At 59.3% G+C, this 16,181-nt stretch carries 17 protein-coding genes; 11 read left to right on the top strand and 6 right to left on the bottom strand.

What is annotated here, in order from left to right; genetic code table 11:
* Positions 1–81: 81 nt before the first annotated feature.
* Complete coding sequence (locus ACYZTU_RS20540; RefSeq protein WP_461965085.1) at positions 82–819, top strand: DUF599 domain-containing protein; 738 nt, start codon at positions 82–84, stop codon at positions 817–819.
* Positions 819–1,220: an MAPEG family protein gene (locus ACYZTU_RS20535; RefSeq protein WP_282377557.1), complete on the top strand. Its 402-nt coding sequence runs from the start codon at positions 819–821 to the stop codon at positions 1,218–1,220. The genes ACYZTU_RS20540 and ACYZTU_RS20535 overlap by 1 nt, the downstream gene beginning before the upstream one ends.
* Before the next feature lie 79 nt (positions 1,221–1,299).
* Here the strand turns inward: ACYZTU_RS20535 and ACYZTU_RS20530 are convergent, their stop codons facing one another.
* Positions 1,300–1,533: a hypothetical protein gene (locus ACYZTU_RS20530; protein ID WP_109635983.1), complete on the bottom strand. Its 234-nt coding sequence runs from the start codon at positions 1,531–1,533 to the stop codon at positions 1,300–1,302.
* Between the two features lie 158 nt (positions 1,534–1,691).
* On the opposite strand from ACYZTU_RS20530, the gene ACYZTU_RS20525 reads away from it, so the two are divergent.
* From ACYZTU_RS20525 to ACYZTU_RS20510, 4 genes are all read left to right on the top strand, one after another.
* A complete protein-coding gene (locus tag ACYZTU_RS20525) occupies positions 1,692–2,168 on the top strand; it encodes a PaaI family thioesterase (RefSeq protein WP_461965082.1) in 477 nt (158 codons plus the stop codon).
* The gene (locus ACYZTU_RS20520) at positions 2,165–2,617 is read left to right on the top strand and encodes a PaaI family thioesterase (RefSeq protein WP_461965080.1); all 453 of its coding nucleotides are present in this window, start codon (positions 2,165–2,167) and stop codon (positions 2,615–2,617) included. Before ACYZTU_RS20525 ends, ACYZTU_RS20520 begins: the two co-directional genes overlap by 4 nt.
* Positions 2,618–2,698: 81 nt before the next feature.
* Positions 2,699–4,603 carry a molecular chaperone HtpG gene (gene htpG / locus ACYZTU_RS20515; protein ID WP_461965078.1) on the top strand — a complete coding sequence of 635 codons (1,905 nt, stop codon included), beginning with the start codon at positions 2,699–2,701 and terminating at the stop codon, positions 4,601–4,603.
* A gap of 66 nt (positions 4,604–4,669) precedes the next feature.
* Entirely contained in the window at positions 4,670–5,398 is a 729-nt protein-coding gene (locus ACYZTU_RS20510) for a dienelactone hydrolase family protein (protein WP_461965076.1), read from the top strand.
* Positions 5,399–5,442: 44 nt separating this feature from the next.
* On the opposite strand, the gene ACYZTU_RS20505 is transcribed toward ACYZTU_RS20510, so the two are convergent.
* Both ACYZTU_RS20505 and ACYZTU_RS20500 read right to left on the bottom strand, forming a co-directional pair.
* Positions 5,443–6,330, bottom strand: a complete 888-nt coding sequence (locus tag ACYZTU_RS20505) for a pirin family protein (protein WP_461965074.1) — start codon at positions 6,328–6,330, stop codon at positions 5,443–5,445.
* 61 nt (positions 6,331–6,391) lie between these two features.
* Positions 6,392–6,664 (bottom strand): OsmC family protein, encoded by a 273-nt coding sequence (locus ACYZTU_RS20500; protein WP_461965072.1) that lies wholly within the window; start codon positions 6,662–6,664, stop codon positions 6,392–6,394.
* Positions 6,665–6,749: 85 nt separating this feature from the next.
* On the opposite strand from ACYZTU_RS20500, the gene ACYZTU_RS20495 reads away from it, so the two are divergent.
* Together ACYZTU_RS20495 and ACYZTU_RS20490 are read left to right on the top strand one after the other, a co-directional pair.
* Complete coding sequence (locus ACYZTU_RS20495) at positions 6,750–8,126, top strand: pyridoxal-phosphate dependent enzyme (protein ID WP_461965070.1); 1,377 nt, start codon at positions 6,750–6,752, stop codon at positions 8,124–8,126.
* Complete coding sequence (locus tag ACYZTU_RS20490; RefSeq protein WP_461965068.1) at positions 8,123–9,301, top strand: cystathionine gamma-synthase; 1,179 nt, start codon at positions 8,123–8,125, stop codon at positions 9,299–9,301. Before ACYZTU_RS20495 ends, ACYZTU_RS20490 begins: the two co-directional genes overlap by 4 nt.
* A 64-nt stretch (positions 9,302–9,365) precedes the next feature.
* On the opposite strand, the gene ACYZTU_RS20485 is transcribed toward ACYZTU_RS20490, so the two are convergent.
* The 3 genes from ACYZTU_RS20485 to purM are packed head-to-tail and all read right to left on the bottom strand — an operon-like array spanning position 9,366 to position 11,808.
* Positions 9,366–10,079, bottom strand: a complete 714-nt coding sequence (locus ACYZTU_RS20485; RefSeq protein WP_461965066.1) for a DUF3108 domain-containing protein — start codon at positions 10,077–10,079, stop codon at positions 9,366–9,368.
* An 8-nt stretch (positions 10,080–10,087) separates the two neighbouring features.
* Complete coding sequence (purN, locus tag ACYZTU_RS20480) at positions 10,088–10,738, bottom strand: phosphoribosylglycinamide formyltransferase (RefSeq protein ID WP_461965064.1); 651 nt, start codon at positions 10,736–10,738, stop codon at positions 10,088–10,090.
* 11 nt (positions 10,739–10,749) lie between these two features.
* On the bottom strand, positions 10,750–11,808 hold the full coding sequence (gene purM / locus ACYZTU_RS20475) for a phosphoribosylformylglycinamidine cyclo-ligase (RefSeq protein ID WP_282377568.1): 1,059 nt from the start codon (positions 11,806–11,808) through the stop codon (positions 10,750–10,752).
* A gap of 382 nt (positions 11,809–12,190) precedes the next feature.
* Here purM and ACYZTU_RS20470 point away from each other — a divergent pair, with 382 nt between their 5' ends.
* The 3 genes from ACYZTU_RS20470 (at position 12,191) to hda (ending at position 16,067) form a co-directional block, all read left to right on the top strand.
* Complete coding sequence (locus ACYZTU_RS20470) at positions 12,191–13,249, top strand: DUF2066 domain-containing protein (RefSeq protein WP_461965062.1); 1,059 nt, start codon at positions 12,191–12,193, stop codon at positions 13,247–13,249.
* A gap of 39 nt (positions 13,250–13,288) precedes the next feature.
* A complete protein-coding gene (locus ACYZTU_RS20465; protein WP_461965060.1) occupies positions 13,289–14,362 on the top strand; it encodes an AI-2E family transporter in 1,074 nt (357 codons plus the stop codon).
* A gap of 1,000 nt (positions 14,363–15,362) precedes the next feature.
* The gene (gene hda / locus ACYZTU_RS20460) at positions 15,363–16,067 is read left to right on the top strand and encodes a DnaA regulatory inactivator Hda (protein ID WP_008148645.1); all 705 of its coding nucleotides are present in this window, start codon (positions 15,363–15,365) and stop codon (positions 16,065–16,067) included.
* The last annotated feature ends 114 nt before the right edge of the window (positions 16,068–16,181 follow it).

Genomic DNA, 16,181 nt, shown 5'->3' with positions numbered 1-16,181 from the left:
TTTGGAGTCGGTGCAGTGTCTTTTTCCTTGAGCTAACGTCGAAGCACTACTTGCTTTGCCAAACACATCACAAGGACCTGCATGTCGTTCATCCACATCAATATGATCCACATCCTCGCCGCGCTCTGGTTCGTCATCTGCTGGGGCGGCTACACCCGTTATGCGTCGTGGAAGGGCCGTGACACCGCGTGCCTGGCCAGCGTGCTGCACTTGTATCGCGAAGACTGGATGCGCCGCATGCTGTTGCGCGACAACCGTATCGCTGACGCCAGCGTGGTTGGCAACCTGGAGCGCAATGCCTCGTTCTTCGCCTCCAGCACACTGATTATCCTGGCCGGCATTCTCACGGTGCTCGGCGCCTCGGAAAGGGCCGTGTCGTTGCTGGCGGATATCCCGATGGTGCAGCAGGCCTCTCAAGGGATGTCGGAGATCAAGTTGCTGTGCCTGGCGCTGGTGTTTGTCTATGCATTCTTCACGTTCAGCTGGTGCATGCGCCAGTACAACTTCGCGGCCATTCTGATTGGCTCGGCGCCGATGGTCGGTGAGCGTCACGTTTCCGAGCAGGAGCGCAAAGCCTTTGCTGCCCGTGCGGCGCGCGTCATCTCCATGGCCGCCAACCAGTTCAACTTCGGCCTGCGCGCTTACTACTTCGGCATGACCATGCTGGCCTGGTTCGTCAGCCCCTGGTTGTTCATGTTGATGAGCGCTGGCGTCGTGTTGGTGTTGTATCGCCGGGAGTTTCATTCCGACGTTCTCGACGTGATGGTCTATACACCTACAGAGGCGCCATTGCCCGAAGCGAACAAAGAGGCCGCTTGATGAGTATTCCGTTCTGGTGTGTGTTTATCAGTGCCTTGCTGATTTTCGTGGCAAAGATTCCCGTGGCCAAAGCGATGAACGAGCAGGGCGGTTACGACAACCATCTGCCGCGTCAGCAACAGGCGCAACTGACAGGCTTTGGTGCCCGTGCGTTGGCGGCTCATCAAAACTGTTTTGAGGCGTTCATTCTGTTCGCGGTGGGGGTATTGATGGCTCACACCACGCAGACGGCGGGGTGGCTGATCGACTTGTTGGCAATCGTCTTCGTCATTACGCGAATCATTTATTTACTGTGCTATTGGGTCGATCTGGCCTGGCAACGGAGCTTGGTGTGGTTCGTTGGACTAGTGTGCTCGTTGTTGTTGATGATTAGTCCGACTTTTAGAACTATTTTGCTGTAATGCCTGCCGTGCAAAAAAAAACAGCAGGCAAAAGAAAACCCGCACTTGGCGGGTTTTCTTTATCACGCTAAAAACTGTTTTAGTTTTTAGGTGCTTCTTTTGCTGCCGCTGCATCCGATTCAGCCTGAGCTTTGGCGGCTTCGGCGTTTTCTTTCGCAGCGTCGTTCACTTTATCCTGAGCTTTGTTCATGTCTTGCTGAGCTTGCTCAGCATGTTGGTTGGCATCTTGAGCTTTGTCCTCGGATTTTTTATCGCAGGCAGCGAGACCGAGGGAAGCGGTCAACATCAAGGCAATAGCTAAAGTCTTACGCATGGGGTGTTTCTCCTTATGGAAAATATATCTACTGACCTTTCGAGCGTAGTCCGCAACGTTAAGTTCCTCAATTTATACAGATATATAAGATTATTCTGACGGGAACTTTTACTAAAGCGCCAGTGCGTTGCCAGAACACTAAAAAGAGTGGGATAAAAATGACCGAAAACCCCGTTTTTGAGCGCGCGACGCGATTTCTATCGGCGCTGCGACATTGTCAGGTACTTGGGCTGCGGGTTCGCAGCGCTAGCAGCGAAGGGCTAACCGTCATCCTGCCGTACAGTCCTCAAATTGTTGGCAACCCGCAAACCGGGGTGATCCATGGCGGAGCGCTGACCTCGCTGATGGACACTGCCTGTGGCATGTCGACCCTCTGCGTGCTACCCGAATTTGAGGTCTGCCCGACCCTCGATCTGCGCATCGACTACATGCACGCCGCTGAACCACACAAAGATGTCTACGGTTTTGCTCAGTGCTACCGGGTTACCACGGATGTGATCTTTGCTCGCGGTTTCGCCTATCAGGACGATCCCGAGCAACCCATTGCCCATGTGGTGGGTACGTTCATGCGCATGGGCAAAGCCATCAAAGGCACCAAAGGTTTTGGCGGCGCCATCGCCAGAGGTGAGAAATGACCGACGACTTCAAGGAACAACTTCAGAAGGCACATGAGCAAGGCGACTACGCCTCGCTGCTGCACCTGATTCCTTACGCCAAACTGATCGGCGTCGAATGTTCGCGGGTGGGGGATGAGCTGCTGTTTCGCTTGCCGGCCAACAAGGACAACATTGGTAACCCTTTATTGCCGGCGATTCATGGCGGCGTGATCGCCGGGTTCATGGAGCTGTCTGCAGCGTTGCACCTGCTGATTTTCACCGGTTCGCCGGGTGTGCCGAAGATCATCGACTTCTCCCTCGACTACCTGCGTGCGGGGCAGTTTCGCGACACCTGGGCCCGATGCCAGGTTTGCCGTCAGGGTCGCCGGGTGGCCAACGTTGCGATTACGGCCTGGCAAAGTACCGAAGCTGAACCGATTGCCACGGCCCGCGCCCATTTCAAAATCGAAGAGCCCTTGAAATCCTGAACACTGCCCCCAACTTTGATGACAACCCGCCGCCGACCCTCAAGGTCGCGGCCACTGCCATCTGATTGGAGTTTGATAACCATGAGTGTGGAAACTCAAAAGGAAACCCTGGGCTTCCAGACCGAGGTGAAGCAACTGCTGCACCTCATGATCCATTCGCTGTATTCCAACAAGGAAATTTTCCTTCGCGAATTGATCTCGAACGCCTCTGACGCTGTCGACAAATTACGTTTCGAAGCCCTGTCCAAGCCTGAACTGCTGGAAGGTGGCGCCGAGCTGAAAATCCGTGTGAGCTTCGACAAGGACGCTAAAACCGTCACTCTCGAAGACAACGGCATCGGCATGAGCCGAGAAGAGGCGATCACCCACCTGGGGACCATCGCCAAATCCGGCACTGCCGATTTCATGAAACATCTCTCTGGCGATCAGAAAAAAGACTCGCACCTGATCGGTCAGTTCGGTGTGGGTTTCTACTCTGCATTCATCGTCGCTGACAAAGTTGACGTGTTCAGCCGTCGTGCCGGCGATGCTGCCAGCGAAGGCGTGCACTGGTCGTCCAAGGGCGAAGGCGATTTCGAAGTTGCCACCGTTGAGAAAGCCGAGCGCGGTACCCGCATCGTCCTGCACCTGAAGGCGGCTGAAGACGAATTCGCCGATGGCTGGCGTCTGCGCAACATCATCAAAAAGTACTCCGACCACATCGCTCTGCCGATCGAGTTGCCAAAAGAAGTGGCAGCCGTCGAAGGCGAAGAGCAACCGGCCGTTGAATGGGAAACCGTCAACCGCGCCAGCGCCCTGTGGACCCGTCCGCGTACCGAAGTCAAGGACGAGGAATACCAGGAGTTCTACAAACACGTCGCTCACGACTTCGAGAACCCGCTGAGCTGGAGCCACAACAAGGTCGAAGGCAAGCTCGAATACAGCTCGCTGCTCTACGTGCCGGCCCGTGCTCCGTTCGATCTGTACCAGCGTGAGGCGCCGAAAGGCCTGAAGCTGTATGTGCAGCGCGTGTTCGTGATGGATCAGGCCGAGTCGTTCCTGCCGCTGTACCTGCGCTTCATCAAAGGCGTGGTCGATTCCAACGACCTGTCGCTGAACGTCTCGCGGGAAATCCTGCAAAAAGACCCGATCATCGATTCCATGAAGTCGGCGCTGACCAAGCGCGTTCTCGACATGCTGGAAAAGCTGGCGAAGAACGAGCCTGAGCAATACAAAAGCTTCTGGAAAAACTTTGGCCAGGTCATGAAAGAAGGCCCGGCAGAAGACTTCGCCAACAAAGAGAAGATTGCTGGCCTGCTGCGTTTCGCATCGACCAACGGTGATGAAGGCGAGCAAGTGGTGGGTCTGGCCGAATACCTGGCTCGCGCCAAGGAAGGTCAGGACAAGATCTACTACCTGACCGGCGAAACCTACGCGCAAGTCAAAAACAGCCCGCACCTGGAAGTCTTCCGCAAGAAAGGCATCGAAGTGCTGCTGCTGACCGACCGCATCGACGAGTGGCTGATGAGTTACCTCAGCGACTTCGACGGCAAGAGCTTTGTCGACGTGGCTCGCGGTGACCTTGATCTCGGCAACCTGGACTCGGAAGAGGACAAGAAAGCTGCGCAAGAAGTCGCCAAGTCCAAAGAAGGTCTGGTTGAGCGTCTGAAAACTGCACTGGGCGACTCGGTCGCTGAAGTGCGGGTTTCGCACCGTTTGACCGATTCCCCGGCGATTCTGGCCATCGGTGAGCAGGACCTGGGCATGCAGATGCGTCAGATCCTGGAAGCCAGCGGTCAGAAGGTTCCGGAATCGAAGCCAATCTTCGAATTCAACCCGGCTCACCCGTTGATCGAGAAGCTCGACAACGAGCAGAGCGATGAACGCTTCGGCGATCTGTCGCACATTCTCTTTGATCAGGCGGCCTTGGCAGCCGGTGACAGCTTGAAAGACCCGGCTGCTTACGTGCGCCGTCTCAACAAGCTGTTGGTTGAACTGTCGGTTTAACGGCGTTGTAAAAAAACCCGCTTCGGCGGGTTTTTTCATTCTGGTGTCTTTTGCTGGGAGTTAGTCATGAGCCAAATCACTGTTCGTTCCGTCGCTTATCAGATTGATGGCCAGTCGTATGAAGGTCGTCTCGCCTTCGACGTTGACCATAAAGGCCCGCGCCCGGGGTTGTTAATGGCGCCGAACTGGATGGGTGTCAGTGCCGGTGCCGAGGAGATCGCCAAGTCCGTGGCGTCCAAGGGTTATGTGGTGCTGATCGCGGACCTCTACGGCCAGTCGGTCCGTCCGCAGAACGGCGACGAGGCGGGTGCAGCAATGATGCCGCTCAAGCATGACCGCCCGTTGTTGCGTAAACGCATGCAAGCGGCGTTCGATCAGCTGCAAATCCAGGACGAAGCAGCGGTCGATGCCTCGAAACTGGCAACCTTTGGTTTCTGCTTCGGCGGTTGCTGCGCCCTGGATCTGGCGCGCACCGGCGCGCCAGTGAAAGCAGCAGTGTCGTTCCACGGAACGCTGGATTCGCCGAATCCGGCGGACGCCAAAAATATCAAAGGCTCGGTGTTGGTGCTGCACGGTGCATCCGACCCATTGGTGCCGAAAGACCAACTGCCGGCGTTTGAAGAAGAAATGAATGCGGCAGGCGTGGATTGGCAACTGCTGAGCTACGGCGGTGCGGTGCATTCCTTCACCGATCCGCATGCCAATGTGCCGGGCATGATGATGTATGACGCGAAGACGGCGGGGCGTGCGTTTACGTCGATGCATAATTTGCTGGATGAAGTGTTTAGCGGCTAATTGCTGCTTTTTGATCGTTCCCACGCAGAGCGTGGGAACGATCATTACAGCGGGGTTGGCCCGCTTCGTCCTTTTGGCAACTCGATCCGCTCGCTTTCCCCCGGCACCGTCGGCCAATCTCCGGCCGCCCAACGCCGACGAGCCTCATCGATCAACGCGGGATCACTCGCCACAAAATTCCAGTTGATCCGCCGTGGCCCATCCAGCGGCGCCCCACCAAACAGCACGGCATGACAGTTGCTCTCGGCGAACAGCGTCATCTCTTCCCCGACCGGCAACACCACCAGCGAATGCGGTTCTATCAGCTCGCCATCCAGTTGCACCTCGCCGTCCAGCACGTACAACGCCCGCTCTTCATGCTCGGTAGGAATCAGCAGCGTCGTCGCCGTTTGCAGGTTCAATTCGGCATACAGCGTCGGAGAAAGCACCGGGACCGGTGATTCCAGGCAAAAGCCTGACCCGGCAATCATCCGGATCTTCACCCCAAGGTTATCGCTGACCGGCAGCGTGGCCGCCGGATGGTGACTGTAGTGTCCGGGCCCGTGCTCTTTATCTTTCGGTGAGGCCAGCCAAATCTGTAAACCGTGCATCGTGAAGCCCTTGTCCTTCAACGCCTCAGGCGTGCGCTCGACGTGGGCAATCGCGCTGCCTGCAGTCATCCAGCTGACATCACCGGCGTCCACCACTTGATCGGAGCCGAGGCTGTCCTTGTGCTGGATTTGCCCTTCGAACAAGTAGGTGAGGGTGGACAGACCAATGTGCGGATGCTGTCGGATGTTCATGCCTTTACCCGCCGGATAACGGGTTTGCAGCATGTGGTCAAAAAACACGAAAGGCCCGACGCTGCGGCATTTGGCTGACGGCAGCGGGCGAAGAATCGGTTGGCCTTCGACATCTTCGGTGCGGGGGCGGATCACGAGCGGAGTGTTCATGGGGCATTCCAAGCTAAGCGGGTGACGCGTGGAGCATAACCCGCCTGCACAGCCCTTGCCGCTATTGGCTGAAAGCGCCTTCGGACAGATGGGTTTCGACACTCACCTCGGTGTCTTTCTTCTTCGCGTACATCTTCAGGGGCAGGGCTTTGCAGGCACCCAGCGCCGCGTCGAAGTAATCGTGTGGCTCGGGCGCCGAGCCTTCGCCGCCGGCAGATCTCGGAACGTCGGCAAAGCGTTCGTGGTCATCGATCTGGACGCTGTGACGAAAGCCTTCGACACGACCGGCTGGCTGCGCAAGTTGCGGGTGGCGCCATCCAGGCCTATGGTCCAAGCGAGACTTTGCCTGTGATTGGTGCGCGATTATTCGCCGCCGGTTGCTGTCCATCCAGTGCTAATTTGCGTAGCGAGGTGACGACATGCCCACTGACTCCCGTCCCGCCGTACTCGAACTGATTGGCAATACGCCGCTGGTGCGCGTCAGCCGTTTCGATACCGGCCCGTGCACGCTGTTCCTCAAGCTCGAATCGCAGAACCCCGGCGGTTCGATCAAGGATCGCATCGGCCTGGCGATGATTGACGCCGCCGAGCGCGATGGCCGCCTGCGACCCGGTGGCACCATCGTCGAGGCCACCGCCGGCAACACCGGCCTCGGCCTGGCGCTGGTCGGCCGTGCCAAGGGTTACCGGGTGGTGTTGGTGGTGCCGGACAAGATGTCCACCGAGAAGGTCCTGCACCTCAAGGCGATGGGCGCCGAGGTGCACATCACCCGCTCCGATGTCGGCAAGGGTCATCCCGATTATTACCAGGACGTTGCTGCGCGGCTGGCGCAGGACATTCCCGACGCCTTCTTCGCCGATCAGTTCAACAACCCGGCCAACCCGCTGGCCCACGAATGCAGCACTGCGCCTGAGATCTGGGCGCAGACTCAGCATGATCTGGACGCCATCGTCGTCGGCGTCGGTTCGGCAGGCACGCTGACCGGGCTGACCCGCTTCTTTCGCCGCGTGCAGCCGAACCTGACCATGGTGCTCGCCGATCCGGTCGGCTCGGTGATGGCCGAATACAGCCGCAGCGGCACCCTCGGCACACCCGGTTCGTGGGCGGTTGAGGGCATCGGCGAGGACTTCATTCCGTCGATTGCCGACCTGTCCAGCGTGCGCCACGCGTATTCGATCAGCGATGAGGAAAGCTTCGATCATGCCCGCCAACTGCTGCGCGCCGAAGGCATTCTCGGCGGTTCCTCGACCGGCACGTTGCTGGCGGCGGCGCTGCGCTACTGCCGTGAGCAAACCGAGCCGAAGCGGGTCGTCAGCTTCGTCTGCGACACCGGCACGCGCTACCTGTCGAAGGTCTACAACGACCAGTGGATGAACGATCAGGGCCTGCTGCAGTACAAACATTACGGCGATCTGCGTGACCTGATCTCACGACGCTTCGAGGATGGCCGGGTGATCAGCGTGGGCCCGGACGACACGCTGCTCACCGCTTTCCAGCGCATGCGCCTGGCTGATGTCTCGCAACTGCCGGTACTGGAGGGCGGACAGCGGCTGGTTGGCGTGATCGACGAGTCCGATATTCTGCTTGGCATGCAAGAAGATGCTTCGCACTTTCGCACGAGTGTTTCCAGCGCGATGACCGATAAGCTTCAAACCCTGCCTCCCGGCGCCAGCCTGGCTGAACTGCGGGCGGAGCTCGACCGTGGGCTGGTGGCAATCATCGCCGACGCCTCGGGCTTCCACGGCTTGATTACTCGAGTCGACATGCTCATTCACTTACGGAGATCCCTTGCATGAGTCAACACGATGAAACCACTGTGCCACGTGCCTTCGCCACCCGTGTGATCCATGCCGGGCAGACGCCCGACCCTTCAACCGGGGCGCTGATGCCGCCGATTTACGCCAACTCCACCTATTTGCAGCAGAGCCCCGGCGTGCACAAGGGCTTCGATTACGGGCGCTCGCACAACCCGACGCGCTTTGCGCTGGAGCGTTGCGTCGCGGACCTCGAAAGCGGCACCCAAGCCTTCGCGTTCGCCTCCGGGCTGGCGGCGATCTCCACGGTGCTCGAGCTGCTCGACGCGGGCTCGCACATCGTCTCTGGCAATGATCTGTACGGCGGCACCTTTCGACTCTTCGATAAGGTGCGCAAACGCAGCGCCGGGCATCGCTTCAGCTTTGTCGATCTGACTGACCTGGCGGGATTCGAAGCATCACTGCAGCCCGACACGAAGATGGTTTGGGTCGAGACGCCAAGCAATCCCTTGCTGAGCCTGACGGACCTCGCGGCTGTCGCGCGCATCTGTCGCGCGCGAGGCATCATCTGTGTGGCCGACAACACGTTTGCCAGCCCCTGGATACAGCGCCCGTTGGAGCTTGGCTTCGACATCGTGCTGCACTCGACCACCAAGTACCTGAACGGCCACTCCGATGTGATCGGCGGCATTGCGGTGGTTGGAAAAAACGCAGACCTGGCGGAGCGTCTGGGCTTCCTGCAGAACTCAGTTGGCGCTATCGCCGGGCCGTTCGACGCGTTCCTCACCCTGCGCGGCGTGAAGACCCTGGCGCTGCGCATGGAACGCCACTGCAATAACGCGCTGGATCTGGCGCAATGGCTGGAGCGTCAGCCGCAGGTGGCGCGCGTCTATTATCCGGGCCTGCCGTCGCACCCGCAGCACGAACTGGCGCAGCGGCAGATGCGCGGTTTCGGCGGGATGATTTCCCTCGATCTGAACAGCGACCTGGCGGGCGCCACGCGTTTCCTCGAGAGTGTACGGATCTTCGCCTTGGCCGAAAGCCTGGGTGGGGTGGAAAGCCTGATCGAACACCCGGCGATCATGACCCACGCCAGCATCCCCGCAGACACCCGCGCGCAACTTGGCATCGGCGATGCGCTGGTGCGTTTGTCAGTGGGTGTCGAGGATGTCGAAGACCTGCGCGCCGACCTGGCCCAGGCGCTGGCGCGGATTTGAATTGTAGCGGGCATAAAAAAATCCGGAATCCTTATCGGATTCCGGATTTTCGTGTGGATCCGGATTAGCTGCCTTTGACAGCCTTGCCGTTGACCGTACCGTCCAGGAGCATGATGTTGTACTCCTTGCCGTCGGTTTCAACCTGTTGCAGACGAACCAGCAGGTAATCCCAGTCCTTGGCGAACCACAGGACGGTGATGCGCTTGCTTTGTGTCGGGTCGCGCACGCGCTCGACTTTGATCGCTTCAATCTGGCCAGCCTTGGTGTCGACTTTTTCCGAACCCAGCACGCGGAAGTCATAGGTATCGACTTCGCCATCGTCGACGACCTGATAGCTCATGCTTTTCTTGCCCGCGGCCACGTCGTGCTGCAGGGCCAGCTGATAAGTGGATTTGTCGACCATGCCGCGGTTGAGCGGGATCTTGACCGGGTCACCGCGATCGGTGCCGGTGACCATTTTGTTGGTCCAGTCGAAATCCAGGTCAGCTTTCTTGGTTTTTCCCAGACCGCCACGTTCGAAGTGGTAGGACTGCGGCAGCAGCGTGTCCTTGTCCAGGGTCAGGGTGCTTTCTTCGGTCAGGCTGGCGATCATCATTGAGGCCTTGAAGCTGAGCTTCCAGGCGCCATTGGCTTGCTTGGTCAAGCTGCGTTCAGCGGTGCCGCTCATGGGCAGCTGCTTCCAGTCAGCGGTGTAGCTGGCGGAGAAAGGTTGAAGTTCTGCAGCCTGCGCAAAAGGCAGGGCGAGCAGAGCGCAAGCGAAGAGCAGGGCGCGACGCATAAAGTCTCCTAGGTTCGAATCAAGTGGCCGCTGGCCGCGAGTAACTTTCCATCCAGTAAAGCACCTTGCTCGCCGAGTGATAAACGACCTTCGGCAAACCAGCGTACAGCCAGCGGGTAGATCAGGTGTTCCTGAACGTGGACCCGCTGCGCCAGACTCTGCGGCGAATCGTGCAACTCTACCGGTATTACTGCCTGTACGACCAGTGGTCCGCCATCGAGTTCCTCGGTGACGAAATGCACGGAGCAGCCATGGTCCGTGTCGCCGGCTTCCAGCGCGCGCTGATGAGTGTGTAACCCTTTGTATTTGGGTAGCAGCGAGGGATGGATGTTGAGCAGGCGACCTTGGTAGTGGCGCACGAAGTCAGCGCTGAGAATGCGCATGAAGCCGGCCAGTACCACGAGTTTGGGGTTGAACGCGTCGATCAGATCGATCAGCGCGGCATCGAAGGCCTCACGGCCTTCGAAAGCCTTGTGATCCAGGGTGCGGGTGTCGATACCCGCGTCCGTGGCGCGTTGCAGGCCGTAGGCGTCGGCGCGGTTGGAAATCACCGCAGCGATGCGGGCCGGGCTGTCGCCGGTCCGCGTGCTGTCGATCAAGGCCTGCAAGTTACTGCCGGTGCCGGACAACAGCACCACCACATCACAGGTCTGGGACATCCGCTCTTGCATCAGTGTGCCTTGAGGTTCTTCAGTTCAACCTGAGCCGCGCCTTCGGCAGCGGTGGAGATCTGACCGATCACCCAAGGCTGCTCGCCGGCTTCGCGCAGGACGTTCAGGGCGGTTTCAACGTGCTCTTGAGCGACGCAGATGACCATGCCGACGCCGCAGTTCAGCACACGGTGCATTTCGTTTTCGTCGACGTTGCCTTTCTCTTGCAGCCAGTCGAACACGGCAGGACGGGTCCAGCTCGCGACGTCAACCACCGCTTGTGCGCCTTTTGGCAGAACGCGCGGGATGTTGTCCAGCAAGCCACCACCGGTGATGTGGGCCATGGCTTTGACGGCGCCGGTTTCTTTGATCAGCTTGAGCAGCGGCTTCACGTAGATACGGGTCGGGGCCATCAGCAGGTCGGTCAGTGGTTGGCCGTCGAGCTGGATGTTTTCGATGTCGGCACCGGACACTTCGATGATCTTGCGGATCAGCGAGTAGCCGTTGGAGTGCGGGCCGGAGGACGGCAGGGCGAGCAGGGCATCGCCGGCAGCGACTTTCGAACCGTCGATGATTTCGGATTTTTCCACGACGCCGACGCAGAAGCCGGCCAAGTCGTAGTCTTCGCCTTCGTACATGCCCGGCATTTCAGCAGTTTCGCCGCCGACCAGGGAGCAGCCGGACAGTTCGCAGCCAGCGCCAATGCCGGTCACGACCTGGGTCGCGGTTTCGACGTTAAGTTTGCCGGTAGCGTAGTAGTCGAGGAAGAACAGCGGCTCGGCGCCGCAGACCACCAGGTCGTTCACGCACATGGCAACCAGGTCGATGCCGATGGTGTCGTGCTTGTTCAGGTTCAGCGCCAGACGCAGCTTGGTGCCGACGCCGTCAGTGCCGGAAACCAGCACGGGCTGCTTGTAGCCGGCCGGGATTTCGCAGAGGGCGCCGAAACCGCCCAGGCCGCCCATGACTTCCGGGCGCGCAGTACGCTTGGCGACGCTCTTGATGCGTTCGACCAATGCTTCACCGGCGTCGATGTCTACACCGGCGTCCTTGTAGCTCAGGGAGGGTTGCTTGCTCATGATCCAGGCCTTTAGGGGGGATTCAGGGGTAACGACCGAGTCCAGTGGGACCACCGAAACTGACGAAGGCGATTGCCTAGCGCATATTTCAGGGTGCCCGGCTGTTGCCGGTCTGCGAAGGCGCGCGATTTTATCAGGCTTGAGGGGCAGCGGCCATCCTCAGGCCGACGGCAGGGGCATATCGGCTTAAAAAAACCTTTATTGCCCGTGTTGGTCGCCTCCTTCATGGCTGTATAAGGTATCGCTATTAACCGTCTATCGTTACGACAGTGCAAAAACTTACCGGGGTCGGGTGAATGTTTTGCTGGGGGGCGTGGTCACAGCCTTGCTCAATCTGGTTCACGCGGCCTGTTCCAGCCGCTCTTGTCGTCAGGAATCCTCCATGCGTTTTTTTTCTAGATATTTGTTTGCGGGCTGTTTGTCAGTGGTCAGCCTGGCGAGTCATGCCGAGACCGTCAAAAACCTGTATCAGGTGCGTCAGCCTGTCAGTGGTCAATCCCCTGAGGTACGCGATCAGGCGACCCAGCAAGCGTTGGATACGCTGGTGTTGCGTCTGACCGGTGATCCCAAGGCTGCGCAAAGCCCGGGGTTGGCAGCACTGCGCAAGGACCCGCAGCAGATCATCAGTCAGTACGGCTTTGACGCTGGTCCACCGGAAGTGCTGAAGGTCGATTTCGACCCGGCCAGCACCGAGCAAGCGTTGCGCCGTGCCGGGCTGTCTCTGTGGGGGGCGAACCGGCCATCGATCCTCAGCTGGTGGTTGAACGATTCCGCTGAGGGTTCGAGCCTGGTGGGCGATGGCCAGGCCAGCGCTGCACCGCTGCGTCGAGCGGCGCAACACCGTGGTCTGCCGCTGCGCCTGCCGCTGGCCGATCTGAATGAGCAAATTGTCGCCACTGCACCGAATCTGGAAGGTGCTGACGCAACGCCACTGCGCGGAGCATCGGAGCGTTACAACGCTGACGCTTTGCTCGCGGTGCATGCCCGTGAAGAGGGCGGCCAGTGGCAGGCCAAGTGGCAGTTGTGGCTGGGCGACAAGAAGGAGGCGGGCAATGTTCAGGGCGCGGATCAGGCTGCTGTGGCTGATGCGGTGATGCTGGCGGTCAGTCAACGGCTGGCGCCTCGGTTTGTGGTCAAGCCAGGTGCTTCGGGCGAACAATTGCTCGAAGTGCAGGGCATGAATCTGGAGCGTTACGCGGCGCTTGGGCGCTTGCTGGAGCCGTTTGGTGCGCGTCTGCAAAGTGTCGACGGCGACCGGATTCTCTACCGGGTCAATGGCAGCGCCGATCAGTTGAAGGCGCAATTGTCGCTGGCCAAATTGCAGGAAGTTCCAGCCGGTGAAGCGCCGGCGCCAGTCGCACCGGTTCAGCCGGCCGAGGGTTCGGCGCCGGTAGTAGCGCCTACTCCGGCACCTGTGCCGCAGTTGCGATTCCGTTGGTAACGGTTTTCTTTCTTTATATAGATGCATAGGGAGTTGTACATGGCCGATACGCGGCGTTGGTTCTGGTTGGGCGGGATAATCCTGCTCTGTGCGTTTGTCTGGCTGTTGCATCCGATCCTGACGCCGTTCCTGGTGGCGCTGCTGTTGGCTTATCTGTTCGATCCATTGGTGGATCGGCTGGAGAAGGCCGGGCTGTCTCGCACCTGGGGCGTGGTGGCGGTGTTTGCGCTGATTACCTTGATCTTCACGACATTGCTGCTGGTGTTGGTGCCGATGCTCGCCAAGCAGCTGTTTCGCTTGTACGAACTGGCGCCGCAGATGCTCGATTGGTTGCAGAACACCGCGCTGCCGTGGGCGCAATCGAAGTTCGGGTTGTCGGATGGCTTCTGGAAATTCGACAAGCTCAAGGCTGCGATCAGCGAGCACATGGGCCAGACCACCGACATTGTCGGTGTGGTGCTGAGTCAGGCAACGGCTTCCGGCCTTGCATTGATTGGCTTGCTGGCGAATCTGGTGCTGATCCCGGTGGTGGCCTTCTATCTCCTGCGGGACTGGGACCTGATGATGGCCAAGATCCGCAGCCTGCTACCCCGTGATCGCGAAGAGCGCGTTGTGATCCTGGCGGGTGAATGCCATGAAGTGCTGGGTGCGTTCGTGCGCGGACAGTTGTTGGTGATGGTGGCGTTGGGCGTCATCTACGCGGCGGGCCTGATGCTGGTGGGGCTGGAACTAGGGCTGTTGATCGGTTTGATTGCCGGTCTGGCGGCGATCGTGCCGTACATGGGGTTTGTCATCGGAATTGGCGCGGCCTTGATAGCCGGGTTGTTCCAGTTTGGTGGCGATCTGTATCCCATGATCGGTATCGTCGCGGTGTTCATGGTCGGGCAGGCGCTGGAAGGCATGGTGCTGACGCCATTGCTGGTGGGAGACCGGATTGGTCTGCACCCGGTGGCGGTGATCTTCGCGATTCTGGCAGGGGGTGAGCTGTTCGGTTTTACCGGTGTGCTGCTGGCGCTGCCGGTGGCGGCGGTGATCATGGTGTTGGTGCGCCACGTGCATGATTTGTATAAAGATTCTGGTATGTACAGCGGTGTTGATGAGCCCGAGCTTTAAGGTGATGCTGTTCACTTAAGCTTGATGTTTCCAGGCACACACACATGCGTAGCGAGGGGGCGGTGGATCAAGAGCAAAAGCGAGGCGGCCGACCTGGCTTTTGTTGATCGTGTGCATATCCGTTTCTGTGGTAATGGCCGCTATTGGTTTCGCTTTTACAGCGAGTCACTTGGAAGAGCCCCAAGTAACCAAGGGCTCTTGCCCCTGACGTTCGGTGCCTCGCCTAGGCTCGGCATGCCCTCGCTCCGGTCCTGCTCCGTGGGCCCGCCGCCATCGGCCATCCATGGCCGGGGGCGGCTAACCCGGCATCCATGCGGGGTTGCCCACTGCGCAGAACCTCCACTCGGCCTCTCGAGGGGGCGTGCACCGCAAACGCCAAAGCGAGGCGGCCTACCGGCCGGTCTGGCTTCAAGTGAACGCATTTTCCTGTAGGAGCTGTCGAGCGAAGCGAGGCTGCGATCTTTTGATCTTGCCGTTGCCGTCGCTTTGCTTTGGCTTCAGATCTGCCGCCCCTTTCCCAGAGGCCGAACGCAGGCGTTGCGCAGGGGGCACCGCGGCAAGGATGCCGCGGTAGCCGCCCCCGGCCATGGATGGCCGATGGCGGCGGGCCCCCGGAGCAATGCCGGAGTGAGGGCATGCCGAGCCTAGGCGAGGCACCGAATGGCGGGGCAAGAGCGCTTTGGTTACTTTCGCGCTTTTCGAAAGTGACTCGCTGTAAAAGCGAAACCGCCAGCCGCCGTGACCGCAGAAACGGATATGTACCCAACCTAAGGTCTCTGATCACCCGTCGCGGGCAGCCTGGTTCATCGCCAGGTTGACCCGAATCCCTCGCGCTGCTGTCACATGCGCCAGCAAAGAAACTGTCATAAAACCAGTGTGTTAACGCAAACCGTTGATTTTGCTTGTGGTCTGTCGCATTGTGCGGTCAGCTTCACGGGTATAAACTTCGCAAACTTTACACAGAGGCCACTAACGGTTCCTTTGGAACTGTTCAGTCAGCATGAAACCGATTCAGCTGCCCCTAGGTGTGCGTCTGCGTGATGACGCTACCTTTATCAATTACTACCCAGGCGCCAATGCCGCTGCACTCGGCTATGTCGAGCGGCTATGCGAAGCCGACGCCGGCTGGACCGAAAGCCTGATTTATCTCTGGGGCAAGGACGGGGTAGGGCGTACGCACCTGTTGCAGGCGGCCTGCCTGCGCTTCGAACAACTGGGGGAGCCCGCGGTGTATTTGCCGTTGGCCGAGCTGCTTGATCGTGGCATCGCCATCCTCGACAACCTCGAACAGTATGAACTGGTCTGCCTGGATGATTTGCAGGCGGTAGCCGGTCGGGCGGATTGGGAGGAGGCGCTGTTCCATCTGTTCAATCGTCTGCGTGACAGCGGTCGACGCCTGCTGATCGCCGCTTCGACGTCCCCGCGCGAACTGCCGGTGAAGCTGGCGGACCTCAAATCCCGTCTGACGTTGGCGTTGATCTTTCAGATGCGTCCGCTCTCCGACGAAGATAAATTGCGTGCTTTGCAACTGCGCGCATCGCGTCGAGGTCTGCACTTGACCGATGAAGTCGGGCATTTCATTTTGACCCGCGGTACCCGCAGCATGAGCGCGCTTTTCGAGCTGCTTGAACGCCTCGATCAGGCCTCCCTTCAAGCTCAGCGCAAGCTGACGATCCCCTTTCTGAAAGAAACGTTAGGCTGGTAAAGCCCAAGCCTGTCGCGGGTTTTGGCATATTTCAGGCGTCAACAATTGCGCTTTCCTGCAGGGCTGCAGGCTGTGCGAACGTCTAAAACGGGCTTAAGCGCTTAGATGTAAACG

The sequence above is a fragment of the Pseudomonas sp. HLT2-19-2 genome (assembly GCF_054898005.1).
Note: the sequence above shows the minus strand (reverse complement) of the source record. Positions and strands in the feature narration are given on the sequence as shown.